This window comes from Corallococcus sp. M7, from assembly GCF_054512695.1.
In genome coordinates this window covers 9,841,240-9,865,454 of sequence record NZ_CM137252.1, presented here as the reverse complement: position 1 = coordinate 9,865,454, position 24,215 = coordinate 9,841,240, and the positions used below count along the sequence as shown (strand labels likewise).

The 24,215-nt window shown below is 71.3% G+C and carries 22 protein-coding genes; 20 read left to right on the top strand and 2 right to left on the bottom strand.

Going from position 1 to position 24,215, the window contains the following annotated elements:
• Positions 1 to 5 precede the first annotated feature (5 nt).
• On the bottom strand, positions 6 to 1,523 hold the full coding sequence (locus tag ACX114_RS39845) for an FAD-dependent monooxygenase (protein ID WP_459293290.1): 1,518 nt from the start codon (positions 1,521 to 1,523) through the stop codon (positions 6 to 8).
• Positions 1,524 to 1,783: 260 nt separating this feature from the next.
• Between ACX114_RS39845 and ACX114_RS39840 the strand changes: the two genes are divergently transcribed.
• The 11 genes from ACX114_RS39840 to ACX114_RS39790 all read left to right on the top strand — a co-directional run bounded on the left by ACX114_RS39840 (position 1,784) and on the right by ACX114_RS39790 (position 14,958).
• Positions 1,784 to 2,434, top strand: coding sequence for a cytochrome c3 family protein (locus tag ACX114_RS39840; RefSeq protein ID WP_459293288.1), 651 nt, complete (start codon positions 1,784 to 1,786; stop codon positions 2,432 to 2,434).
• Positions 2,422 to 6,033 (top strand): TAT-variant-translocated molybdopterin oxidoreductase, encoded by a 3,612-nt coding sequence (locus ACX114_RS39835; RefSeq protein WP_459293286.1) that lies wholly within the window; start codon positions 2,422 to 2,424, stop codon positions 6,031 to 6,033. The genes ACX114_RS39840 and ACX114_RS39835 overlap by 13 nt, the downstream gene beginning before the upstream one ends.
• Entirely contained in the window at positions 6,030 to 7,454 is a 1,425-nt protein-coding gene (gene nrfD, locus ACX114_RS39830) for an NrfD/PsrC family molybdoenzyme membrane anchor subunit (RefSeq protein ID WP_459293284.1), read from the top strand. Before ACX114_RS39835 ends, nrfD begins: the two co-directional genes overlap by 4 nt.
• Positions 7,451 to 7,981, top strand: coding sequence for a DUF3341 domain-containing protein (locus tag ACX114_RS39825; protein ID WP_459293282.1), 531 nt, complete (start codon positions 7,451 to 7,453; stop codon positions 7,979 to 7,981). The genes nrfD and ACX114_RS39825 overlap by 4 nt, the downstream gene beginning before the upstream one ends.
• On the top strand, positions 7,978 to 8,889 hold the full coding sequence (locus tag ACX114_RS39820; protein WP_459293280.1) for a c-type cytochrome: 912 nt from the start codon (positions 7,978 to 7,980) through the stop codon (positions 8,887 to 8,889). Before ACX114_RS39825 ends, ACX114_RS39820 begins: the two co-directional genes overlap by 4 nt.
• Before the next feature lie 871 nt (positions 8,890 to 9,760).
• On the top strand, positions 9,761 to 10,951 hold the full coding sequence (locus tag ACX114_RS39815) for a hypothetical protein (protein WP_459293278.1): 1,191 nt from the start codon (positions 9,761 to 9,763) through the stop codon (positions 10,949 to 10,951).
• Positions 10,948 to 11,307: a hypothetical protein gene (locus ACX114_RS39810; protein WP_459293276.1), complete on the top strand. Its 360-nt coding sequence runs from the start codon at positions 10,948 to 10,950 to the stop codon at positions 11,305 to 11,307. The genes ACX114_RS39815 and ACX114_RS39810 overlap by 4 nt, the downstream gene beginning before the upstream one ends.
• Entirely contained in the window at positions 11,304 to 12,335 is a 1,032-nt protein-coding gene (coxB, locus tag ACX114_RS39805) for a cytochrome c oxidase subunit II (RefSeq protein ID WP_459293274.1), read from the top strand. The genes ACX114_RS39810 and coxB overlap by 4 nt, the downstream gene beginning before the upstream one ends.
• Positions 12,316 to 13,923, top strand: coding sequence for a cbb3-type cytochrome c oxidase subunit I (locus ACX114_RS39800; protein WP_459293272.1), 1,608 nt, complete (start codon positions 12,316 to 12,318; stop codon positions 13,921 to 13,923). Before coxB ends, ACX114_RS39800 begins: the two co-directional genes overlap by 20 nt.
• Positions 13,913 to 14,542 (top strand): cytochrome c oxidase subunit 3, encoded by a 630-nt coding sequence (locus ACX114_RS39795; protein ID WP_459293271.1) that lies wholly within the window; start codon positions 13,913 to 13,915, stop codon positions 14,540 to 14,542. Before ACX114_RS39800 ends, ACX114_RS39795 begins: the two co-directional genes overlap by 11 nt.
• Before the next feature lie 11 nt (positions 14,543 to 14,553).
• The gene (locus ACX114_RS39790; protein WP_459293269.1) at positions 14,554 to 14,958 is read left to right on the top strand and encodes a cytochrome C oxidase subunit IV family protein; all 405 of its coding nucleotides are present in this window, start codon (positions 14,554 to 14,556) and stop codon (positions 14,956 to 14,958) included.
• Positions 14,959 to 14,961: 3 nt separating this feature from the next.
• Here ACX114_RS39790 and ACX114_RS39785 read toward each other — a convergent pair whose 3' ends face one another.
• A complete protein-coding gene (locus ACX114_RS39785) occupies positions 14,962 to 15,504 on the bottom strand; it encodes a hypothetical protein (RefSeq protein WP_459293267.1) in 543 nt (180 codons plus the stop codon).
• A 195-nt stretch (positions 15,505 to 15,699) separates the two neighbouring features.
• Between ACX114_RS39785 and ACX114_RS39780 the strand changes: the two genes are divergently transcribed.
• The 9 genes from ACX114_RS39780 to ACX114_RS39740 all read left to right on the top strand — a co-directional run bounded on the left by ACX114_RS39780 (position 15,700) and on the right by ACX114_RS39740 (position 24,213).
• A complete protein-coding gene (locus tag ACX114_RS39780) occupies positions 15,700 to 16,581 on the top strand; it encodes an AAA family ATPase (protein WP_459293265.1) in 882 nt (293 codons plus the stop codon).
• 142 nt (positions 16,582 to 16,723) lie between these two features.
• Positions 16,724 to 19,006 (top strand): hydrogen gas-evolving membrane-bound hydrogenase subunit E, encoded by a 2,283-nt coding sequence (gene mbhE / locus ACX114_RS39775; RefSeq protein ID WP_459293263.1) that lies wholly within the window; start codon positions 16,724 to 16,726, stop codon positions 19,004 to 19,006.
• Positions 19,003 to 19,446 (top strand): MnhB domain-containing protein, encoded by a 444-nt coding sequence (locus ACX114_RS39770; protein ID WP_206786606.1) that lies wholly within the window; start codon positions 19,003 to 19,005, stop codon positions 19,444 to 19,446. The genes mbhE and ACX114_RS39770 overlap by 4 nt, the downstream gene beginning before the upstream one ends.
• Positions 19,443 to 19,808 carry a sodium:proton antiporter gene (locus ACX114_RS39765; RefSeq protein ID WP_459293261.1) on the top strand — a complete coding sequence of 122 codons (366 nt, stop codon included), beginning with the start codon at positions 19,443 to 19,445 and terminating at the stop codon, positions 19,806 to 19,808. Before ACX114_RS39770 ends, ACX114_RS39765 begins: the two co-directional genes overlap by 4 nt.
• Positions 19,808 to 21,175: a complex I subunit 5 family protein gene (locus tag ACX114_RS39760; RefSeq protein WP_459293259.1), complete on the top strand. Its 1,368-nt coding sequence runs from the start codon at positions 19,808 to 19,810 to the stop codon at positions 21,173 to 21,175. Before ACX114_RS39765 ends, ACX114_RS39760 begins: the two co-directional genes overlap by 1 nt.
• Positions 21,172 to 21,669 carry a Na+/H+ antiporter subunit E gene (locus ACX114_RS39755; RefSeq protein ID WP_459293257.1) on the top strand — a complete coding sequence of 166 codons (498 nt, stop codon included), beginning with the start codon at positions 21,172 to 21,174 and terminating at the stop codon, positions 21,667 to 21,669. The genes ACX114_RS39760 and ACX114_RS39755 overlap by 4 nt, the downstream gene beginning before the upstream one ends.
• Positions 21,670 to 21,682: 13 nt before the next feature.
• Positions 21,683 to 21,970: a monovalent cation/H+ antiporter complex subunit F gene (locus ACX114_RS39750; RefSeq protein ID WP_206786610.1), complete on the top strand. Its 288-nt coding sequence runs from the start codon at positions 21,683 to 21,685 to the stop codon at positions 21,968 to 21,970.
• Entirely contained in the window at positions 21,967 to 22,326 is a 360-nt protein-coding gene (locus ACX114_RS39745) for a cation:proton antiporter (protein WP_459293255.1), read from the top strand. Before ACX114_RS39750 ends, ACX114_RS39745 begins: the two co-directional genes overlap by 4 nt.
• 93 nt (positions 22,327 to 22,419) lie before the next feature.
• Positions 22,420 to 24,213 carry a thiamine pyrophosphate-requiring protein gene (locus ACX114_RS39740; RefSeq protein WP_459293253.1) on the top strand — a complete coding sequence of 598 codons (1,794 nt, stop codon included), beginning with the start codon at positions 22,420 to 22,422 and terminating at the stop codon, positions 24,211 to 24,213.
• The last annotated feature ends 2 nt before the right edge of the window (positions 24,214 to 24,215 follow it).

Sequence of the window (24,215 nt, the reverse complement as noted above, 5' to 3'; positions counted from 1 at the left end):
GGGGCTCAGCGCGCGCGGCTCGCGAACCACCTCGCCGCGGCGCGTGTGACCTCCTCGGGATGCGGGGTCGTCTCGCTCGCCCATGCGACGAACCCATCCGGACGCACGAGCAACGCGCTCAGTCCCAGGCGATTCCTGGCGTCGCGGGCCACGTAACGGACCTGTTCGCCCCAGAGGCCCTCCAGCGCCTGGAGTGACGCCTGCCGGCCGAAGTCCAGCAGCACACCCGTTCCATCCCGGAGCCGTGTGCCCAGCCTCGTTCCGTCCTCCAGCTCGAAGTCCGGGCAGCTGCGGCCCACCAACGGGTGGGCCTCGCCCAGGTCGTAGCGCAGGGACACCCCCCAGACCCGTTCAGCGAAGTAGGTCGCGCCGTCGCGCGTGTCGATGAGGTCGCGCAGGATGGCTTCGAGCGCGCGGGACTGTCGCTGGGGGCGCATCAGCGTCACCTGGGCCCGCGACCAGTCGAGGATGCTCGCTCCGACCGGGTGCCGCTCCGCGGTGTAGCTGTCGAGCAGACCCTCGGGGGCATTGCCTCGGAGGGTCGCGGCGAGCTTCCACCCGAGGTTGATGGCGTCTCCCAGCCCGAGGTTCAGGCCCTGGCCGCCCAGCGGTGAATGGATGTGCGCGGCGTCGCCCGCCAGCAGCACCCGTCCCTTGCGGTAGGTCGTTGCCTGGTACGCGCGGTCGGTCCAGGTCGTGGCGACGCTCAACGCCTTGAGGGTCACGTCGGTGCAGGACACGCGCCGCAAGACGGCTTGCACGTGCTCGAGCGTGAGCGGTTGGGTGCGATGGAAGGCGCCGCCGTCGAAGTCGGCCAGCGCGATGACCCCAGGCTGCCCCTGGTTGTACATGCCGGCCGGCGTGTAGTGACGGCCCGGGCGGAGCTTCTCCGGATCAGCGAGCTCGGCCTGGATTGAATAGCCCGTGAACTCGGGCTCGGTCCCCACGAACTCGAAGCCCCCCTGCTTGCGGACGGTGCTGCGGCCGCCGTCGCAGCCCACGAGCCACCGCGCGCGAACGCGCTGCTCGCCGGCATGGACGGTGACCTCATCGTTCGAGACCTCGAAGCCTTCGACCCCCTGGCCGCGCCGGATCTCGACTCCGAGGGAGAGCGCATGCGTCGCGAGGACGCGCTCGAGGTGCTCCGTCTCGCTCCCCAACTGGGTGTCCGCCGGGCCTGGGAGCCGGTACGTCCACCGCGACGAATCGATGTTGCTGGAGTCGAGCGGGATGCCCGCGAAGTGTCCGGCGGGCCCGCGGGGCTGTGCTCCGGACGCCATGGGTCCCGGGGCCCTCTCATCGGCGCGACGTTGCGACGCAATCTGTTCCAGCAATCCGCGCCGGTAGAAGGCTTCCACGCTGGGGCCCCAGAGGCCTCTCCTGCCAAACGGGAGCCGCTTCAGGGGCGAGTGCGGATCCTCCGCTTGCTCGAGCACCAGCACGGAGCATTTCGCGAGCCGCAGCTCGCAGGCGAGGAACAGGCCGACCGGGCCGGCCCCTGCGATGACCACGTCGTAGATCATGGAATGCCCTTTCACCACGGTTCGATGACGTCGAACAGGTGCGCCGGCTGGAGCGCCCGACGAGGTGCCCCGTGCGGCACGCCTCCCGAGGCTGAACGTGTGGACGGCGTTGCTGTGGACTGTCGAACGTCGTGCGTCCTGGCCGTGTGAAACGCGACGGGACGTGAACGGGAGGCTGGTGGTTGCCGAGAGGCCGCGCCCACAGTCGCGCCGCCTCCGGTGACCAGGCCCGCGGAGGCTTCCACGTTGGAAGGGGGGCCATGGCTCCGCTGTTCCGCCCGGGGACTGACTCGGTGCTGCGGGCGTTCATCGCCCTGGCTCTGGGTGTGCCCGCGGTGTCGCTGGCGGGCCTGCTGCTGCTCGCGCGCAACCCGCTGGGGCGGGGCTCGTTCACGCCTCACGAGCAGCCGCTTCCCTTCGACCACCGCCACCACGTGGGCGACGAGGGCATCCCCTGCGGCTACTGCCATGAGGGCGCGTGGCGCTCACCGGTGGCGGGAGTGCCGCCCACGCAGCGCTGCCTGGGATGCCACGCGCAGGTGTGGAACGAGAGTGCCCGGCTGGAGCCGGTGCGCGCCAGCGGCTTCGACGGCGCGCCGCTGCCGTGGAACCGGGTGCACGCGCTGCCGGACTATGTCTGGTTCAGCCATCAGATCCACGTGAACAAGGGCGTGGGCTGCGTCACCTGCCACGGCCGCGTGGACACCATGCCGGCGGTGCAACAGGTGGCGCCGCTCACCATGGGCTGGTGCCTGGACTGTCACCGCGACCCGACACCGTGGCTGCGCCCCGTGTCCGAGGTCGCGAACCTCACGTGGCGTCCCCCCGGAGACCCGAGGGAGACGGGCCGCGCGGTGCAGGCCGCGCTCGACGTGAACCCGAGGACGGACTGCAACACATGCCACTTCTGACCGACCCCGCACGGACGGAGGCCCGCGACACGCCCGGCGCTGACGGGACGGAGCCGGTGCGCGCGTGGCGCAGCCTGGAGGAGTGGCGCGCGGGAGGCCCCGGACGCGAGGACCTGTCACGCGAACATCCTCCCGGCGCGATGCTCCCGCCCGAGGGCGTGGCGCGGCGCACCTTCCTGCAACTCGCGGCGGCGTCGCTGGCGGCAGCGGGCTTCAGCGGGTGCTTCCGTCAGCCGCCGGAGAAGATCCTCCCGTATTCGACGCCGCCGGAGGGGCTGACGCCGGGCGTGCCGCTGCACTTCGCCACGGGGCTGGAGTGGAACGGCCGCACGGTGGGGCTGGTGGTGGAGAGCCACGAGGGGCGGCCCACGAAGGTGGAGGGCAACCCGCTGCATCCGGCCAGCCTGGGCGCGGCGGGCGTCTTCGAGCAGGCGGCGCTGCTGGGGCTCTACGACCCCGCGAGAGCGAAGGCCGCGCGGCTGCAAGGCGTGGAGGCCGCGTGGAGCACCGTGCGGGATGCCCTGCGAAAGCACGCCGAGCGCGCCGACCAGGGCGCGGGGCTGCGCTTCCTGGTGGAGCCCACGAGCAGCCCGCTGGTGCAGGCGCTGTACGCGCGCATCCAGGAGCGCTTCCCGTACGCGCGCATCATCCCCTGCGGCCTGGCCCTGGCGGACGGGCGCCGCGAGGGCACCCGGCTGGCGTACGGCAGGGTGCTGGACGTGGTGCACGACGTGGGGCGCGCGGTGGTGGTGGCGGTGGACGACGACTTCCTCGCGACCACACAACCCGGGCACCTGCGCGCGGCGCGGGACTTCGTGAGCGCGCGCAAGCCGGACGCGATGAACCGGATGTGGGTGGCGGAGAGCACGCTGAGCATCACGGGTGGCTTCGCCGACGAACGGCTGCGGATGCGCCCGTCGCAGGGCGTCGCGCTGATGCTCGCGCTGGCGGCGGAAGTGGGCGCGGGGTTGAGCGGCAATGCGCCAGCGGGACAAGGCGCCGACACGCACGCTCCAGCGCAGCCCGCGTCAGGGCTTGGCCTGAGTGCTCCAGCGGACTCCGCGCATGGAGCCGCCGGTGGAGGCAGTGCGAACGCACGTGCTCCATCAGGGACCACGCCAGGGCCTGGCCCGAGTGTTCCAGCGGACTCCGCGCATGGAGCCGCCGATGGAGGCAATGCGAACGCACGTGCTCCATCAGGGACCACGCCAGGGCCTGGCCCGAGTGTTCCATCGGACTCCGCGCATAGAGCCGCCGGTGGAGGCAATGCGAACGCACGCGCTCCATCGGACTCCGCGCCAGGGCCTGGCCCGAGTGCTCCAGCGGGCTCCGCGCATGGAGCCGCCGGTGGAGGCAATGCGAACGCACGTGCTCCATCAAGTTCCGCGCCAGGGCCTGGCCCGAGTGCTCCAGCGGGCTCCGCGCATGGAGCCGCCGGTGGAGGCAGTGCGAACGCACGCGCTCCATCAAGTTCCGCGCACGGGCCCTCCGCGGAAGGCGGGCCGCGTCCGCGTGTCTCGCCAGCATTGGCCTCGGGGCTCGCGAGCCTGCGCGTACCATCGACCGCGCTCACGGATGCGCAGCGCGCCTGGGTGCGCGGCGCGGCGAGGGACCTGCTCGCGCACCGGGGGCAGGGGCGGGTGACGGTGGGCCCGCGCCAGCCCCCGCTGGTGCATGAGCTGGCGTTCGCGATGGACGAGGCGCTGGGCAACACGCCCCGGCTGCTCGACCCCGTGGCGCTCCCGGATGGGGGGCCCGAGGCGCTGAACTCGCTCATGGGGGAGATGTTCAACGGGCGGGTGGACACGCTGATCATCACGGCGTGGAACCCGGCCTGGACGGCGATGGTAGAATCGGACTTCGCGCGCCATCTGGAGCGTGTCCCCTTCCGCCTGTACCACGGCCTCCACGAGGACGAGACGGCGGCGCTCTGCCCCACCTTCGTCCCCGCGACGCATCCCTTCGAGTCCTGGCGCGACGGCCGCGCACCGGACGGCACCGCGTCCGTGCTGCAACCCCTCATCGCGCCCCTGTTCCCCGGAGCGGTCTCCGAGGTGGAGCTCCTGTCCGTCTTCGCGGGCGTGGAGTCGCGGAGCCCCTACGACCTGCTCAAGTCCCTGTGGCGGGAACGCGTGGGCTCGCCGCCGGACTTCGAGGCGCGCTGGGAGACGTGGCTCGCGGACGGCGTCATCCCGGAGACCCAGGCCCCGCCCGCGCGGGCCGTGCTGGACGAAGCCGAGGTGATTCGCGACGCGCGGGAGGTCGCGGGGTTGGAGTCCTCCCGGCCCATCGGGGCGATGCCGGACCGTCGAGCGGACGCCCGCGCGAGCCACCTGCGTGAGGCACCCGAGGGCCTGGAGCTGTCCCTGGTGCTGGACTCGCGGCTGTACGACGGCCGCTTCGCGGGCAACGCGTGGCTCCAGGAGCTGCCCGATCCGGTGACGAAGCTCACCTGGGACAACGCGGCGCTGCTCTCTCCGGCCACCGCGCGGGCCCTGTCGCTGGAGAAGGGAGACGTCGCGCGCATCGAGCTGCTGGGCCGGGCGGTGGAGGTGCCCGTGCTGGTGCTGCCCGGTCAGCCGGACGACACGGTGACGCTGGCGCTGGGCCACGGCCGCGAGCGCGTCGGGCCCGTGGGCCAGGGCGTGGGCGTCAACGCGAACGCGCTGCGGATCCCCTCCTGGCCGTGGGGCGGCACCACCGTGAGCCTCACCCGCACGGGCCGCCATCACGCGCTGGCGCTCACGCAGGAGCACTGGAGCATGGAGGGCCGCCAACTGGCGCTCCAGCTCCCGCAGGCGTCCTTCCGCGCGAAGCCCCAGGCGCTCCACTCGCTCCAGGAGGACGGCGAGCGGCTCTACCCGCCCAACGCGCTGCTGAAGAGCGACCGCCACCAGTGGGCCATGGCCATCGACCTGCACCGGTGCACGGGGTGCAGCGCGTGCATGGTGGCCTGCCAGTCGGAGAACAACGTGCCGGTGGTGGGGCGCGACGGCGTGCTGCGCAGCCGGGAGATGCACTGGCTTCGCATCGACCGGTACTTCCTGGGCGACCCGGACGACCCGGGCTTCATCACCCAACCCGTGGCCTGCGTGCACTGCGAGGCCGCGCCCTGCGAATACGTGTGCCCGGTGAACGCCACCGTCCACTCGGACGAGGGCCTCAACCAGATGGTCTACAACCGCTGCATCGGCACGCGGTACTGCTCCAACAACTGCCCCTACAAGGTCCGCCGCTTCAACTACCTGGAGTACCAGCGGAAGGAGCCCCTCACGACGCTGCGCCAGAACCCGGACGTGACGGTGCGCTCGCGCGGGGTGATGGAGAAGTGCACGTACTGCGTGCAGCGCATCGAACGGGCCCGCACCGTCGCGCGCGCGGCGCACCGGGACGTGCGTGACGGCGAGGTCCGCACCGCCTGTCAGCAGGCCTGTCCCACGGAGGCCATCACCTTCGGGGACCTGCTCGCGCCGGGGTCCCGCGTGCGCCGCGAGCACGAGGACCCGAGGCACTACAAGCTGCTCAACACGCTGGGCACCCGGCCGCGCACGGTGCACCTGGTGCGTTTGAAGAACCCGGCGCCGAAGGGAGGCGCATGAGCACGGCCGACCCGCAGGTGCCCGCGCCCGGGGATCCGCTCACCGAGCACCCGCTGCTGGAGGGGCGCCACTCCGACCGCGCCTACAGCGAGTCGCTGCTGGCCTTCGTGCACCGCCCCGCGGGCCGGACCTGGTGGACGTTGCTGGGGCTGGGGCTGGCCGGGACCGCGGTGCTGGTGGTGGCCATCTGCGTGACGCTCTTCGTGGGCGTGGGGACGTGGGGCAACAACATCCCGGTGGCGTGGGCGTTCGGCATCACGAACTTCGTGTGGTGGATTGGAATTGGCCACGCGGGGACGCTCATCAGCGCCATCCTGCTGCTGTTCCAGGAGAAGTGGCGAGGGTCCATCAACCGCTTCGCGGAGGCCATGACGCTCTTCGCGGTGACGTGCGCGGGGCTCTTCCCGCTGCTGCACCTGGGGCGGCCGTGGAAGTTCTACTGGCTGGTGCCCTATCCCAGCAGCCTGCGGGCGTGGCCGCAGTTCCGCTCGCCGCTGACGTGGGACATCGCGGCGGTGGGGACGTACCTCACGGTGTCGCTGCTGTTCTGGTTCGTGGGGCTGATTCCAGACCTGGCCACGGCGCGCGACACGGCGAAGACGCCCCGGGCGCGCTTCTGGTACGGGCTGGCGAGCCTGGGCTGGCGGGGCTCGGCGCGGCACTGGCGGCAGTGGCGCACGGGCTACCTGCTGCTGGCGGGGCTGGCCACGCCGCTGGTGGTGAGCGTGCACACCATCGTGTCCTTCGACTTCGCGGTGGCGCAGTTGCCGGGCTGGCACACGACCATCTTCCCACCGTACTTCGTCGCGGGCGCGGTGTTCAGCGGCTTCGCGCTGGTGCTCACGCTGTTGATTCCGGCGCGCAAGGCGCTGGGCATCGAGCACGTGGTGACGCCGCTGCACCTGGACAACATGGCGAAGGTGCTGCTGGCCACGGGGTGGATGGTGGCCTACGGCTACATCCAGGAGCACTTCTTCGCCTGGTTCAGCGGGAACCCCTTCGAGATGCACGCCACGGAGGCCGAGTTCTTCGGGCCGTACGCGCCGCTGTTCTGGATGCAGGTGTTCTGCAACGTGCTGGTGCCGCAGTTGTTCTGGTTCCCCCGGCTGCGCACGAACGTGGCGGTGCTGTGGGTGGCGGCGCTGCTCATCAACGTGGGGATGTGGACGGAGCGCTTCCTCATCGTGGTGGCGTCGCTGAGCATGGACTTCCTGCCATCGTCCTGGGCGGCGTACCGGCCCACGTGGGTGGACTGGAGCCTGCTGGGCGGCACGGTGGCGTTCTTCGGCACGGCGTTCCTGCTGTTCCTCAAGTTCGTGCCGGCCGTGTCCGTGAGCGAGATGAAGGAACTCCAGCGCGAGGTGGACGCGTCGCTCCACTTCCGGCGTGAACAGGGCACACCTCCAGGCGGTGCGCCATGAGCCGCCACTGGGTGCTGGGGGAGTTCGCGTCCAGTGGCGCGCTGGTGGCCGCGCTGAAGGACCTGCGGGCGAGGGGCTTCGAGCAACTGGACGCGCACACGCCGTTCCCGGTGGAGGAGACCTTCGAGGCGCTGGGGCTGAAGCGCTCGTGGTTGCCGATGCTGACCCTGGGGGCGGGGCTGGGAGGGGCGGTGTTCGCGTACGTGACCCAGTGGTTCACGAACGCGGTGGACTATCCGTTGGACGTGGGCGGCCGGCCGCTGCACAGCGTGCCCACGAACCTGCCCATCACGTTCGAGCTGGGGGTGCTGAGCGCGGCGCTGACGGTGGTTGGTGCGCTGATGCTGCTCTTCGGCTTCCCGCACGTGACGCACCCGGTGTTCGACGTGGAGTCCTTCCGCAGCGCGTCCGTGGACGGCTTCTGGGCGAGCGTGGTGGTGGACGGAGAGGACGCGCCGAAGGTGGAGGCGGCGCTGCGCGAGCTGGGCGCGCGGCAGGTGTCGGTGGTGGCGGAGGGGGCGCGATGAGGCGCCAGGCACTCATGGTGCTGCTCGGGATGGCCGCGTGCGACGACACGGATCCGATGGCGTCGCAGCCGCGAGCGGAGGCGCTCGGGGCGAGCACGTTCTTCGAGGACGGCCGGGCGATGCGTCCCCTGGTGCCGGGGACGGTGGCGCAGGAGTGGCGCACGCGTGGGGAGACGCAGGGGCTCACGGCGGACGGAGGCTGGCTTCAGGCCGTGCCGGTGCCGGTGACCCGTCAGCTCCTGGAGGAGGGGCGCACGGCCTACGAGACCTGGTGCGCGGTGTGCCACGGGCTGACGGGAGACGGGGACGCCATCGTGGCCAGGAAGATGCCGCAGCGCCGGCCGCCCGGGCTGTTCGTGCCGCACGACCATGCGAAGCAGGTGGTCTACGGCGTCGTGGAGGGCGAAGCCCCGTACACGGGAACGCAGGCCGTGACCGCGAGGGTGGGGCCGGAGGCGTTCCCGCTGCCCCAGAGGGTGGACGGGTGGGGTGCCGTGAGGGACACGACCGATGCGGGGCGGCCCGAAGCCCCGGTCGCCTGGACGAGCGATGCGGGCTGGCCCCGGGCATGGGCGGCGTCCTCCGGAAGTGGGCAGGTGACGGTAGGGGACGCGGACGCGGCGAGGGCCCGGCAGGCGGCGCTCGTGGGACCCCGAGGCCTCGCGATGGAGGGACGGCTCAACGAGCCCTCCACGACGGGAGATCTGCCGCACCCGCCGGGCTTCTACTTCGCGGTCATCTCCCACGGCTTCGGCGTGATGCCCGCCTACGGCCCACAGCTCGCGCCCCACGAACGCTGGGCCGTGGTCGCGTACCTGCGAGCCCTGGGCCGCAGCCAGAGAGCGCCGCTCACCGCCGCGCCGCCTGACGTGCAGGCACGGCTGCGCAAGGAGGTTGGAGCACGATGACGCCCCCGGCTTCCATCGCGCTGGGTCCCTGGACCCCCATTCTGTACACCCCCCGTCCGACACGGCTGTCCAAACCTGTCGGACAGTCGGACAGGTCTCCTCGGCCGGAGTGGACCGGCAGCCCCCGCGACCGCGGCTGTCCAAACCTGTCGGACAGTCGGACAGGTTTCCGAGACCCGGATGCAACGGCAGCCCCCGAAGCCGCAGCCGTCCAAAGGTGTCGGACAGTCGGACAGGTTTGCGCGATCCGGATGGGACGGTCACTCCGGTCCGACCTGTCGGACAGTCGGGCAGGTTTCCGCGGCCCGGGTGGAGCGGTCCCTGTCCCGCATGGCGGTTCAAACCTGTCCGACAGTCGGATCGGTTTCCGCGGCCCGGGTGGAGCGGCTGCTCCCGTCGAACACGGGCATCCAAACCTGTCGGACAGTCGGACCGGTTTCCGCGACCCGGGTGGAGCGGCTGCTCCCGTCGAACACGGGCATCCAAACCTGTCGGACAGCCGGACAGGTTTCCGAGGTCCGGGTGGAGCGGCGGCTCCCGTCGAACACGGGCATCCAAACCTGTCGGACAGTCGGACAGGTTTCCGAACTCTGGGCGGCAGAGCCCTCGTCCGGAACGGCAGCCCAAACCTGTCGGACAGCCGGACAGGTTTCCGAGGTCCGGATGGAGCGGCGGCTCCCGTCGAACACGGGCATCCAAACCTGTCGGACAGCCGGACAGGTTTCCACGGGGCACCGCCGACGGGGTGGCCTCGCCGGGCTCCTGCCTTCTCATTCTCGAAGACGGTCTTCCTGACCGAGAGCCTGGCGCCGCCATCCTTCGCGCGCGCCACCGTGCGGGCGCGGTCCAGCCAGGAGGAGGTCCTCGCGCGATGACCTCTCCCGTGCTCCCACGCTTCGAGGGCGGACAGCGCGCGATGGGCATCAGCGCGGTGCTCGGCGTCGTGGGCCTCGCGGCCACCGCCGTCGGTGCCTTCCTCGACGTGCGCCAGGCCCTCGCGGGCTACCTCTTCGGCTTTACCTACTGGCTGGGCCTGTGTCTGGGCGCGCTGCTGCTGCTCGCCTCCTTCCACGCGTCGAAGGCGCGCTGGCCCGTGGTGCTGCGTCGCGCGCTGGAGGTCTGCGCCGCCACCGCGCCGCTGTTCCTCGTGCTGTTCGTGCCGCTCGCGCTGGGAATGCGGCACCTGTTTCCGTGGGTCGCTCCGGCCGCGAGTCTGGGCGAGCACACGCTGCATGTGCTCGAACACCGGCGGCTCTACAACAACGTGCCCTTCTTCCTGGCGCGCGCGGCGCTGTACTTCGTCACCTGGGGGCTGGTGGGCCACCTGCTGTACCGCTGGTCCGTGCGCCAGGACGCGACGGGCGACCTGCGCTGGACGGTGTGGCAGCGGCGGCTGGGCGGGGGCTCGCTGCCCGCGCTGGGCCTCACGTTCTCCTTCATGACGCTGGACTGGATGATGTCGCTGGAGGCGACGTGGCAGTCCACCGTCTACGCCGTCCACGTCTTCTCCGGTGCGTTCGTGGGCGCGCTGGCCTTGATGATCATCGCGGGCGCGGCCACGCGCGGCACGCAGCACTTCGGCAGCCTGATGTCCCCAGGCCACTACCACCGGCTGGGCACGCTGATGTTCGCCTTCATCTGCTTCTGGGCCTACATCGCCTATTCGCAGTTCATGCTCATGTGGGTCGCCGCCCTGCCAGAGGAGGTGAGCTGGTACCGCGTCCGCCTGGAGGGCGGCTGGGGCGTGCTGTCGCTCGTGCTGGTGTTGGGGCACTTCGTCATCCCCTTCGCCCTGCTCCTGTCACGCGAGCTCAAGTCGCGCCCGAGGGTGCTGGGGGGCGTGGCGCTGTGGATGCTCGCGATGCACGCCGTGGATGTCGCGTGGCTGCTGTTCCCCTCGCTCTCCCCGGAGCGCGTCGTCATCCCCTGGACGGCGCTCACCGCGTGGCTGGGCGTGGGCGGGCTGTCCGTGGCGGCGGCCCTCTGGCGCTCACGTGGCGGCTACCCCGTGCCCGTGGCGGATCCGTACCTCGTCCACTCGCTCCAGGTGCGCCCGCCATGAGCGAAGCCCGTCCACCGCCTCCGGAGCTGGAGAAGCTGCCCACCGCGTGGCTGCTGCGCGTGGGGGCCGTGGCGCTGGCGCTGCTCGCGGCGGCCAGTGTCGCGGCGTGGGCCCTGTGGGTCCTCTGGCGTCCCGCGTCCGAGAGCCCCCTCCCCATGCCTCCGAGCACCCAACAGATCGGCATGCTCGACCAGCCCCCCTTCTCGCTGGACCGCAGAGCGGACGAGCTGAAGGCGCGGCAGCGCGAGCGGCTGGACGGCTACGGCTGGGTGGACGCGGACGCGGGCGTCATCCACCAGCCCATCGACGCGGCCATGCGGCAGCTTCTCTCCGAAGGTGAAGGAGGCGCGCGATGAACGAGCTGCTGCGCCGCCTCTTCTTCCTCCCGGAGCAGGGCTCCACCTTCGCGGTGAAGGTGGACCACCTGCACTACGTCCTGCTCCTCACCACGTTCGCGGTGGCAGTGGGCATTGGCGCCGTCGGCCTCGTGTTCCTCGTGCGCTACCGCCGGCGCACGGCGTCCGACCCTACGCCGCGCGTGGTGGCGCCCACGTGGATGGAGGCGCTGTTCATTGGCGTGCCGCTGTCGCTGTTCCTGCTCTGGTTCGTCCTGGGCTTCAAACAGTTCGTCTGGGTGATGAGCCCGCCCCAGGACTCGCTGGACGTGTACGTCACCGCCAAGCAGTGGATGTGGAAGTTCACCTATCCCGGAGGGCCGAGCGCCATCGACACGCTGGTGGTGCCCGCGGGCCGGCCCGTGCGGCTGCTGCTCACCTCGCGGGACGTCATCCATTCCTTCTACGTGCCGGACTTCCGCATGAAGCGGGACGCGGTGCCCGGCCGCTACACCGACCTCTGGTTCGAAGCGCCGAAGCCCGGCCGGCACCCGGTGCTGTGCGCGGAGTACTGCGGGCTGGACCACTCGCAGATGCGCGGCGAGGTGGTGGTGCTCTCGCCCTCGGACTTCGAGGCGTGGCAGGACGCGCAGCGCCGCAACCTGCCCGTGGCCGCGCTGCCCGGCGCCCGCACCCCGGAGTCCATGGCCGTCCGGGGCGAACGCGTCGCCGCCGCGCAGGGCTGCCTGCAATGCCACACGGTGACGGGCGCGCCGCACATCGGCCCCACGTGGCTGGGGCTGTATGGCAGGACGGAACCTCTGGAGGGCGGCGGCGCAGTGCTCGCGGACGAGGCGTACCTCACCGAGTCCATGATGGATCCGCTGGCGAAGGTCGTGGCCGGCTACGCGCCCGTGATGCCCGGCTACCACAGCCGGTTGAGCGCGGAGGACACCGGCGCGCTCGTGGAGTTCATCAAGTCCCTGCGTCCCCTGCGCCCGGGAGTCACCGCGGCCGAGGAGCCCGTCTATGTTCCCACCGGCCGCTGAGTCCTACCTGTCGGACGGACGGACCCTGTGGTCGTGGCTCACGACGCACGACCACAAGCGCATCGGGGTGATGTTCCTGGTGCTGACGCTCTTCTTCTTCTTCCTGGGCGGCCTGTTCGCGCTGGCGCTGCGCATCGAGCTGCTCACGCCCGGCCGCACCATCATGGGGCACCTGGCGTACAACCGGATGTTCACGCTCCACGGCGTCACCATGGTGTGGCTGTTCATGATTCCGGCCATCCCATCCGCCTTCGGCAACTTCCTGGTGCCGCTGATGATTGGCGCCCGGGACGTGGCCTTCCCCCGGCTCAACCTGGCGTCCGTGTACCTCTACGTGCTGGGCGCCAGCGTCGCGCTGTGGGGCATGTTCGAGGGCGGCGCGGACACGGGCTGGACCTTCTACACGCCCTACAGCACGACCACGGGCACGGCGGTGCTGCCGGTGCTGATGGGCGTGTTCATCATCGGGTTCTCCACCATCCTCACCGGGCTCAACTTCATCGCCACGGTGCACACGCTGAGGGCGCCGGGGCTCACGTGGATGAAGGTGCCGCTGTTCGTCTGGGCCATCTACGGCACGTCCATCATCCAGGTGCTGGCCACGCCGGTGCTGGGCATGGTGCTGCTGCTGGTGGCGCTGGAGCGGGTGGTGGGCGCGGGCATCTTCGACCCCGCGCGAGGGGGAGACCCCATCCTCTTCCAGCACCTGTTCTGGTTCTACAGCCACCCGGCCGTCTACATCATGGTGCTGCCGTCCATGGGCGTCATCAGCGAGGCGGTGTCCGCCTTCAGCCGCAAGAACGCCTTCAGTTACCGGATGATTGTGTATTCCACGCTGGGCATCGCGTTCGTGGGGTTCTTCACCTGGGGCCACCACATGTTCGCGTCCGGCCAGTCCACCTTCGGCTCCGGCGCGTTCGGCGCCATGTCGATGCTGGTGGCCATCTTCACGGCGATAAAAATCTTCTCCTGGCTGGGCACGCTCTACCGGGGCTCCATCGCGCTGGAGTCGCCGCTCATCTACACGCTGGGGTTCATGTTCTTCCTCTTCTTCGGAGGGATGATTGGCGTGGCGTACGCGACCACGTCGTTGAACCTGCACTGGCATGACACGTACTCGGTGGTGGCGCACTTCCACTTCATCATGGTGGGGGCGACGGTGATGGCGTTCCTGGCGGCGCTGCACTACTGGTTCCCGAAGATGTTCGGCAGGTGCTTCCCCACGAAGCTGGCCAACGGCGCGGCGGTGTTGATCATCTTCGGCTTCATCGCCACGTTCGTGCCGCAGTTCTTGCTGGGGAACCTGGGGATGCCCCGGCGGTACGCGGACTATCCGCTGCACTTCCAGTCGCTGCACGTGGCGTCCACGGCGGGCGCGTCCCTGCTGGCGTTCGGGTTCCTGGCCATCGCGGGGTACCTGGCGTGGAGCCTCCGCTACGGCGCGGCCGCGGGAGACAACCCCTGGGGCAGTGAGGGCTTCGAGTGGCGGAGCGCGTCTCCGCCGCCCACGCACAACTTCACCACGACGCCCGAGTACCCCACGGGTCCGCACGAGTACGCACGGGAGGAGGTGCCGCATGCCGCCTGAGGCCGTGACCGGGCACTGGGGCTCCGAGGACGCGCGCAAGCAGGCGGCGTACCTGGGCATGTGGGTCTTCATCGCGACGGAGGTGTTGCTGTTCGCGGGGCTGTTCACGGCCTACGGCGTGTATCGCTCGGTGTACCCAGAGGTGTTCCGGGCGGCGCAACTCACGATGGACGTGGGGCTGGGCACGCTGAACACGTTCATCCTGGTGACGAGCAGCATCGTGGTGGCGCTCGGGGTGCACGCGGTGAGGGAGGACAGGCCGGGGTTGGGCGGAGCGTTGCTGCTGGTGGCGGCGCTGTTGGGGGTCGTGTTCCTGGGGGTGAAGGGCGTGGAGTACGCGCACCACGTGAGGGACGGCGGGCTGCCGGGGGATGCGTACCGGTTCACGGAGGTGCCGCGCGTGGGGGCGAGCCTCTTCTTCACGCTGTACTACCTGCTGACGGGCTTCCACGCGCTGCACGTGACGGTGGGCGTGAGCGTGCTGACAGTGCTGGGCGTGCGGTCCGCGTCGGGGACATTCGGAGCGGGGTACGCGACGCCGGTGGAGCTGGGCGGCATGTACTGGCACCTGGTGGATGTCATCTGGTTGTTCGTCTATCCCATCCTGTACCTGTCATGAGGAGCGGGCCCGTGACCGAGGACGCGGTGGAGAAGCCGGGGCGTCAGCTGGGCGTGGCCGGAGTGCTGCTCGTGGGCGCGGTGCTGCTCGCGTTGACGGCGCTGACGTACGGACTGCACAAGCTGCCGCACGGAGCCTGGTCGCTCCCGGTGGCGCTGCTCATCGCGGGAGCGAAGGGGCTGCTCATCGCCCTGTTCTACATGCACCTGCGAGAGCAGCGCGCGAGCAACGGGCTGGTGCTGATCACCTCGGTGGTGTTCGTGGCGGTGCTGCTGGCGGTCTGCGTGCTGGAGACGCGCACGCGCTTCCGGCCCACGATTCCCCCCGGCCCCTTTCCGGTGGAGGCGCTGCCGGGAGCAATGGAAGACCCAAGGAGCGCGAGGCCACCGGAGCCCGCGGGTCCCAGGGAGCCGTGAGGGTCAGGGTGGGGCGGCCTTCAAGAGCTGGAGCTGGCGGCGCAGCCGGTCCATGCGGGTGAGGACGTCGCGTGCGGCGGGCACCGTGCCGAGCGCCGCGCCGAAGGCGATGTGCAGGAGGAACAGCATCGCGGACGGGGCTTCGCGCGAGAGGGGTGGCGACGCGAATGGAATCATCAGCCGGGACATCACGGCCCACAGGCCCATGCCGTAGAGGACCCCCAAGCAGAGCGCCGCGACGGCGGTGCCCCGGCGTGGCAGCAGGAGCGCGAAGCCCGTGGCCAGTCCGCCCGCCACGGCGAAGTGGATGAACAGCCCGAGCAGCACCGCCATGACACCGTGGGCCGCGCCATCGCGGAAGAACAGCCCCGCCACGAGGAGCGCCGGCCGCCAGGGCTCGCCGTGAAGCACGCCCGAGAACGCGCAGGCGAGCACCGCCATCGCGAAGGCGCCCAGCGTTCCCGCGAGCGCTCCAGGGAGCACGACATCGCGCGGGAGGTTCCACGGCGCCACCGCGCGGTCCACGGCCCGGATCCTTCCGCGCATCCGCATGCCTCACTCCCTTCACCGTCGAGGGTAGGAACGCCCGCGCGGAGAGGGGACCCGCTTCACCCATAGCGAAGGCGCCGCGCCGGGGAAGGGCCTGACCGCCTGGAGGGCGTGGAGGACACCCTGCGTCGAGACATGGGTCCGACGCGAGCCATGGACGGCCCCTGGGGGGAGGCCGCTAGGCTCCCCGCCGTGATTGCCTCCGTCCGCTTCGAGCACTACCGGTGCCTGCTTCGTGTGCAGCTCGCCTTGGAGCCATTGACCGTCCTGGTGGGACCCTCGGCGTCGGGGAAGACCGCCATGCTGGAGGGGCTCCAGCACCAGCTCGCGTACGAGCCTTCGGACTTCTGGCGGCGGGATGAGTCCCGCCCGCTCTCCATCGAATGGACGTACGCGCACGGCGACCGCACGCGCGTGGAGTATCCGTTCAGCGTGATGGACACGCTGCCCGGCCAGGGGCACTCCACGCAGCAGCTGTCGCTGAGCATGGAGGCGCTGCGCGAGGGCGGCTCTTCCGCGAAGGCGACGTGGCTGGAGCGCAAGGGCGGCAACCTCGCGAGCGTCTTCGCGGCGCTGCCCATGTCCACGCGGGACGTCATCTCCCAGGAGCTGGCGCGGCGCGTGCCGTCGCTGTCGGAGGTGGACGTGGCGCGAGACCTGGAGGACCGCTCCTTCCGGCTGCGCTTCCGCGACCGCTGGAGCCCGGACGTCTGGTTCGGCCCCGACTATGTGTCGGACGGAGTGCTGTGGCTGCTCGCGTTCCTGGTGCTGCCGTACCAGCGCCCCTTGCCGGAGCTGCTCACGCTGGACGAGCCGGAGCGGGCCCTGCATCCGGGCCTGGTGCGCGAGGTCCTGGAGCTGCTGCGGGCCATGACGCGAGGCGAGTCCACGGGAGGCCAGCCGGTGCAGGTGGTGCTGGCCACGCACTCGCCGGACCTGCTGGAGCACGTGCGTCCGGAAGAAGTGCGCCTCCTGTCGCGAGAGCCCACGGACGGCTCCGTGCGGGTGAGCCCCGTGCCCGCCACCGCGCTCCACTGGCGGCGCGAGTGCCGCGAGCTGCTGGACACGCTGTAGCACCGGGCCCTCGAAGCCGGCCGGCTGTCCACCAGCGCACGGCCCCGGCTCCACGAGTGACCTCGGGGTGACGCTCCGTACGCGGGGCTGACGGTTGTGTGCCTGCGTCAGCGGGCCACTCCTAACGTGGGCCTCTTCGCCCATGCCCCTTCTCCTGCCCATCCTCCTGGCCCTGGCGTGCGCGCCGCTCGCCTATGTCGCGGGCCGGTGGCGTCCGGGCGCAGCGGCGTGGATGGGCGCCGCGGGCGCGCTCGCGGCGATGGGGGCGCTGGTCCATGAATGGACGACGCAGGCGCCCACGCGCCTCGTGCTCCCGTGGGCCCCCTCCTGGGGCCTGTCTCTGGAGTTCACCCGCGACGGCCTGTCCGGCCTCTATGCCGCGATGGCGCTCGGCATCGGCGCGCTCGTGGTCCTGTACTCGCGCGCGTACATGCCGCACCACCTCCACGAGGAGGGCCGCCCCGCGCGCGACGAGGTGCGCTTCCAGGGGCTCATCCTCGCGTTCATGGCCGCCATGGTGTTGCTCGTCACCGTGGATGACCTGGTGCTGCTCTTCGTGGCGCTGGACCTCACCACCATCATCTCCTACCTGCTCATCGGCTTCGACCGCGAGGACCCCGAGTCGCGCGCCGCCGCGCTCCTGTCGCTCGTGCTCACCGGCGCCACCTCCGTCGTCTTCTTCGCTGGCGCCATGACGCTGGGCCTCCAGTACGGCACCTTCTCCCTGCCGCTCGTCTTCGAGCGCGCCGCGCAGTCCCCCGCGTCCACCGGCGCCCTGGTGTGCCTGGCCGTGGGCGCGCTGGGCAAGAGCGCGCAGGTGCCGTTCCACTTCTGGCTGCCGCGCGCCATGGCCGCGCCCACGCCGGTGTCGTCGTACCTGCACTCGGCCGCGATGGTCGCCGCGGGCGTCTTCCTCCTCCAGCGCCTCTACCCCCTGTTCGCTCCCGCCACGGACGTGCGCCACGGCCTGCTCGCCATCGGCTTCCTGTCCATGGGCATGGGCAGCCTGATGGCCCTGGTGGCGGACCCGTTCAAGCGCGTGCTCGCGTACTCCACCATCGCGCAGTACGGCTACGCGCTGGTGCTGGTGGCGCTGGGCTCCGAGGGCGCGCCGCTCTACGTGGCGGCCCACGCGCCGTGCAAGGCCGCCCTGTTCCTCACCGCGGGCGCCGTCACCCAGGTCACCGGGAAGAAGAAGCTGTCCGAGGTCGGAGGCCTGCGCCACTCGCTCCCCGTGCTCGCGGGCGCCAGCGCCGTCGCGGCGGCGGGGCTCGCCGCGCTGCCCCTCACCGTGGGCTTCTTCAAGGACGAGGTCTTCTTCCACGCGCTCGCGAAAGAGGGCCCCGTGTTCATGGCGGCCGGGCTCGTGGGCGCGGGCATGACGCTCGCGTACACGCTGCGCCTGTGGTGGGGCCTCTTCGGAGGACCGCGCCAGGACGTGCCCTCCGCGCCGCCCCTGCTCGTGGCCCCCGTCGTCGTGCTCGCCGCGCTCATCCTGCTGGGCGGTGTCATGCCGGGGCTCCTGGTCGCGCCCGCGCGTGCCGCCGCCGAAGCGATGCGCGGCGAGCCCTCCACGCTGGAGCTCGCGTACCACCTGGACGCGCGCGCGGAGAACCTGCTCGCCATGGGGGCCTGGATCCTGGGCGCGGCGATGTTCGCCACCCGCCGGGCGTGGACGCCCGCGCTCTCCCGCATGCTGGACGTCGCATCCCACGTGGGCGCCGAGCGGGGCTACCGCCTGCTGCTGCACCAGTTGGATCGGCTGTCCACGTGGCTGCACGAGAAGGAGGTGCGCGACCTGCGCGACCGCGTGGCGTCCGTGCTGGTGCCCACGGGGCTCTTGGGCCTCGCGGTGCTGGGCGTGACGCCGCTGCGCGACCGCTTCAAGGTGGGCCCCGTGGGGTGGGCGGACATCACGCTGGTGATGGCGCTCGCCTTCGCGTCCGCCGCCGCGCTGGCCACGCTGCGCGCGAAGGGCCACCTGCGGCTGGTGCTGCTCATCTCCTGCGTGGGCTTCAGCCTGGCGATGGTGTTCGCCTTCGCCGCCGCGCCCGACGTGGCCCTCACCTCCGTGCTGGTGGAGACCACCTTCACGCTGCTCTTCGCGGGCCTGCTGGCCCTGCTGCCCCGCGACCGCCTCCAGCGCGCCCAGGACGAGGCCCAGAAACCCCGCGGACGCGACCGCCTGGCCGCGGGAGTCGCGGGCGCGAGCGCCTTCCTCCTGAGCTGGAGCGCCCTGTCCCATCTCCACACCGACCGCGTGGGCGCGCGCACGGTGCAGCTGGCGAAGGAAGCGCACTCGCCCAACGTCGTCGCCGCGGTGCTCACGGACTTCCGGGGCCTGGACACGGTGGGCGAGATGACCGTGGTGGTCGCGGCGCTGCTGGGCGTCACCAGCCTCTTGAGCCTCAGAGGGAAGCGATGATCTCCTTCGTCCCACCCCTGTCGCGCCTCCTGCTGTGGCCGTCGTTGATCATCGCGCTGTCGCTCTGGCTGAAGGGCGGCGCGTCGGTGGGCGGCGGCTTCCCGGCCGGGGCGCTCGCGGGGCTCGCGGTGCTGCTCCAGTACGTGACGGTGGGCCGCGAACAGGCCCGGCGCTACGTGGCGGTGCGGTACGCGGCGCCGCTGGCGGGCGTGGGGCTCGTGCTCGTGGTGGGCACCGCGTTCCTGCCCGTGCTCGCGGGCTACACGCCCATGAGCCTCTTTCCCCGGCCGGACCAGCCGGAGCTGGGCGTGGGAGGCCTCCACCTGCACACCGCGCTCATCTTCGAGGGAGGGCTGATGCTCATCGTCTTCGGGCTGGTGGTCACCGTCATCGACCGCTTCGCCCTGCGCACCGGTTCGGAGGAGGAGTCCGGGCCATGATCCTCATCGCGTCCCTGGTGGTGGGCCTGCTGTTCGCGTGCGGCGTGCGCATGGTGCTGGAGCGCGAGCTGGTGCGCGTGGCGTGCGGCACGGTGCTCATCACCAACTCCAGCGTCCTGCTCATCCTCGCGGGCTCGTTCCCGGAGCGGGGCGAGGCGCTGAGCGTGCAGCCCGGCTGGCCGGTGACGGACCCGGTGCTCCAGTCGCTGGCGCTCACGGCCATCGTCATCGGCTTCGCGGTGTCCGCGCTGCTGCTCACCCTGGTGCACCGCACGCAGCGGGCGCACGGCTCGCTGCGCACGGACCGGCTGGTGGAAGCGGAGCTCAAGCGCGTGCACGCCGTGGAGAAGGAGGACCCCTGATGCCGCTCTGGGGTCCGCTGCTCCTGCCGTGGGTGCTGGGCACGGTGCTCGCGTTCCTGGATGGACGCCGCGCGTGGGTGGCGTGGCTGGCCATCGTGGGGCTCGCGGGCACGCTCGTGTGCACGGCGTGGCTGTTGCCCCAGGCCTGGAGCGCGCAGGCGCCCCAGTTCGTCACGGGGGACTGGCCGGTGGGCGTGGGCATCCGCCTGCGCGCGGATCAGCTGTCCATCGTGTTCGCGCTGGTGTCCACGGCGGTGCTGCTGGGCACGCTCGTGTACGAGCACGTGGCCGGAGGCATCACGTCGCGCAGCTTCCCCGCGCTGGTGGTCTTCATGGGCGCGGGGCTCACGGGGGTGTTCTTCACGTCGGACGCGTTCAACTTCTACGTCTTCTTCGAGCTGGCGATGACGGCCGCCTTCGGGCTGGCGTCGTACGGCGAGAAGCCCCGCAACCTGCGCGCCGCGTTCACCTTCGTGGTGGTGAACCTGATGGGGTCCACGCTGTTCCTCACGGCGGTGGTGATGCTGTACCTGACCACCGGCACGCTGGACATGCTGTCCATCATCGCTGCGGGACAGGCCGGGCCGCCCTTCGCGCTGCTGGTGCCGGGCACGCTGCTGCTCTGCGCGTTCGGGGTGAAGCTGGGCTTCTTCCCGTTCCACTTCTGGGCGCCCGCGGTCTACCGGGACGCGGGCCCCACGGTGGCGGCGCTGCTCGCGGGAGCGCTGGCGAACATCGGCAGCTATGGACTGCTGCGCTTCGGCGTGGACGTGCTGCCCCAGGTGCTGGAGCAGGCCCGGCCGCTGCTGGAGATATTGGGCGCGACGAGCATCCTCTACGGCTCCATCCTCGCGCTCTCCCGGCGGGACACGCGCGAGGTGCTCGCGTACGCGTCCATCTCGCAGGCGGGGCTCATCATCGCCGCGCTGAGCCTGGAGGGCCGCGAGGGCCTGTGCGCGGCGGTGGCGCTGGCGCTCGCGGGCTCCGTGGACAAGACGGCGCTGTTCCTGGCGCAGGACCGGGGCGGTGAGCGGGCGCGCCGGGCCTACTCGGTGGCGGCCTTCAGCACGGCGGGAGTGCCGCCCACCGCGGGCTTCTGGTCCAAGGCCTGGCTCTTGCGAGCGGCGCTGGAGCAGGGGCATGCCTGGCTCGCGGGGCTGGTGGTGCTGGCGAGCGCCCTGTCGCTGCTGGCCCTCTTCCGCGCCTATCAGCGCGAGCGCTGGCTGAGGGAGGGCGCGGCCCTGCACCGGGGCACGGGGGCCGTGGTGTACGCGCTGTCCCTGGCGCTCATCGTCGTGGGCCTCTGGCCGGAGCCGCTCCTGCGCGCCGGACGCGACGCCATCCAGGGCCTGGGGACGCTGCCATGAGGCTCCGCACGCTCGCGCACGCGCTGCCCCTGGCGCTGCTGTACGCGCTGATGGTGGGCAGCTTCCACCCGGTGGACCTCGCGCTGGGCGTGGTGCTGGCCCTGGGCGTGATGCGCCTGTTCCCCCTGGCGGGCCTGCCGCCGGTGCTGAGCGCTCGCGAGCGCTGGCGCCGCACGCTGCACCTGCCCCGCTTCGGCTGGGCCCTGGTCGTGCTGGTGACGCGCAGCTGCTTCCATGTGCTCGCGACCATCTTCGGTCCCGCCGAGCGCGCGAGCCACGCGGGCGTCGTGGAGTTCCCCATGGGCGAGCGCACCGCGCGCGGCGTGCAGGTGTCCTCGTGGGTCCTGTCCCTGGCCCCGGGCACGGTGCTGCTGGAGCTGGACTGGGAGAAGCGCCTGATGCGCGTGCACGCGCTGGACGCGTCGGATCCGGACAAGCTGATCCAACAGCAGGACAACTTCTACCAGCGCTACCAGCGCGCGGTGTTCCCGTAGGAGGCCGCCGGCGATGCACGAGACCTTCTTCACCCTGGCCATCGTGTGGATGGTGGGCCTGCTGGGCGCGATGGTGCTGCTGGCCTCGCGGCAGCGCTCCTCGGCGGACATGCTCATGTCCGTGGACACGCTGGGCCTGGTCATCTGCGCGGTGCTGGCGCTGTACGGCGCCACGCGCGGCGAGGCTGGCTACCTGGACGCGGCCCTGGTGCTGGCCCTGCTCTCCTACGTGCAGACCGTGGCCGGCGCCCGCTACCTGCACCACGGCCGCACCTTCCACGACGAGGAGGACACCCGATGATGTCCGCCCTGTTGCAGTGGGTGGCCGATGCCCTGGTGGTGCTGGGCCTGTTCTTCATCACCGCCGCCATCATCGGCATGTACCGGCTGCCCTCGGTGCTCACGCGCGTGCACGCGGCGGGCGCGGTGCCCTTCGGCGGGGCGCTGGTCATCATCGGCGCCACGCTGGCGACGGCGGACGCCTGGCTCTTCTTGCGAGGGCTGCTCGTCGCCGCGTTCCTGATGCTCACCATCCCCAGCTCCGCCCACGCCATCGCCTGGCTGGCGGAGAAACGGCCGGAGCTCGCCCATGACAGGGCCCGGCGGCGCAGGCGCGGGCCAGAGGACCCCAAGCTGGAGCCTCCCAGCCGCCAGTAGCCGCCTGCACGCAGGCCCGCTCACGGACGGGTGGAACGGGCACCCGCGTGCCACCGGGCTCCAGGGGGCGCCCTGGTCACTAGCTTTTCGTGCATGAGCGCCACCGTCAGCGACTACCTGGTCTACCGCCTCATCCAGTGGGGCGTGCGCCGCATCTATGGCTACCCGGGGGACGGCATCAACGGCGTGCTGGGCGCGCTGGGGCGCAACTCCGAGATGAAGTTCGTGCAGGTCCGCCACGAGGAGATGGCCGCCTTCGCCGCCTGCGCGCACGCGAAGTTCACCGGCGAGGTGGGCGTGTGCATGGCCACCTCCGGCCCGGGGGCCGTCCACCTGCTCAACGGCCTCTACGACGCGAAGCTGGACCACCAGCCCGTGGTGGCCATCGTCGGCCAGCAGGCCCGCACGGCCCTGGGCGGCCACTACCAGCAGGAGGTGGACCTCACCACGCTCTTCAAGGACGTGGCCAGCGAGTACGTCACCATGGTGACCGCGCCCTCCGCCGCCCGCCACGCGCTGGACCGCGCCGTGCGCATCGCCCGGGCCGAGCGCACCGTGACGTGTCTGATATTGCCCAACGACTTGCAGGAGCTGCCCTATGAGCCGCCCCCGCGCAAGCACGGCACCGTGCACTCCAGCGTGGGCTACGCATCCCCACGAGTGATTCCCCAGGACGCGGACCTGCGCCGCGCCGCGGACGTCCTCAACGCCGGCAAGAAGGTCGCGATGCTGGTGGGCGCGGGCGCGCTGAGCGCCGCGGACGAGGTGGTGGAGGTCGCGGACCGGCTGGGCGCGGGCGTGGCCAAGGCGCTGCTGGGCAAGGCGGTGCTGCCGGACGCGCTGCCCTTCGTGACGGGCTCCATCGGCCTCTTGGGCACGAAGCCCAGCTGGGACCTGATGCAGGAATGCGACACGCTGCTGATGGTGGGGACCAGCTTCCCCTACTCGGAGTTCCTCCCGCCGGAGGGCCAGGCGCGCGGCGTTCAAATCGACCTGGATGGCCGGATGATCTCCCTGCGCCACCCCATGGAGGTGGGCCTGGTGGGCGACGCGAAGGAGACGCTGCGCGCGCTCATCCCCCAGCTCAAGCGCAAGGAGGACCGGAGCTGGCGCGAGGGCGTGGAGAAGGGCGTGGCGCGCTGGTGGAAGGTGCTGGAGGCGCGCGCCATGACGGACGCGAACCCCCTCAACCCGCAGCGCGTGTTCTGGGAGCTGTCCCCGAAGCTGCCCGCGGACGTCATCCTCACGGCGGACTCGGGCAGCTCCACCAACTGGTTCGCGCGCGACCTGAAGGTGCGCCAGGGGATGATGGCGTCCCTGTCCGGCAACCTGGCCACCATGGGCTGCGGCGTGCCGTACGCCCTGGGCGCGAAGTTCGCCTTCCCCCACCGTCCGGTGCTCGCGGTGGTGGGCGACGGCGCCATGCAGATGAATGGCAACGCGGAGCTCATCACCGTGGCGAAGTACTGGAAGGAGTGGAAGGACCCGCGCCTCATCGTCCTGGTGCTCAACAACCGCGACCTGAACCAGGTGACGTGGGAGCAGCGGGTGATGGCCGGCGATCCGAAGTACGCCGCGTCGCAGGACCTGCCGGACTTCCCCTACGCGAAATACGCCGAGTCCCTGGGCCTCAAGGGCATCCGCGTGGACCGGCCGGACCGCGTCGCCGCCGCGTGGGATGAGGCGCTGGCCGCGGACCGGCCCGTCGTCTTCGAGGCCTATACGGACCCGGACGTGCCGCCCCTGCCGCCGCACATCACCGTGGAGCAGGCGAAGATGTTCGCCTCCGCCGTGGTGAAGGGCGACGCGGACGCGGGCGGCTTCCTCAAGCAGTCCATGAAGGAAGTGGTGGAGACGCTGCTCCCCCACAAGGGCGGCAGGTCCTGACG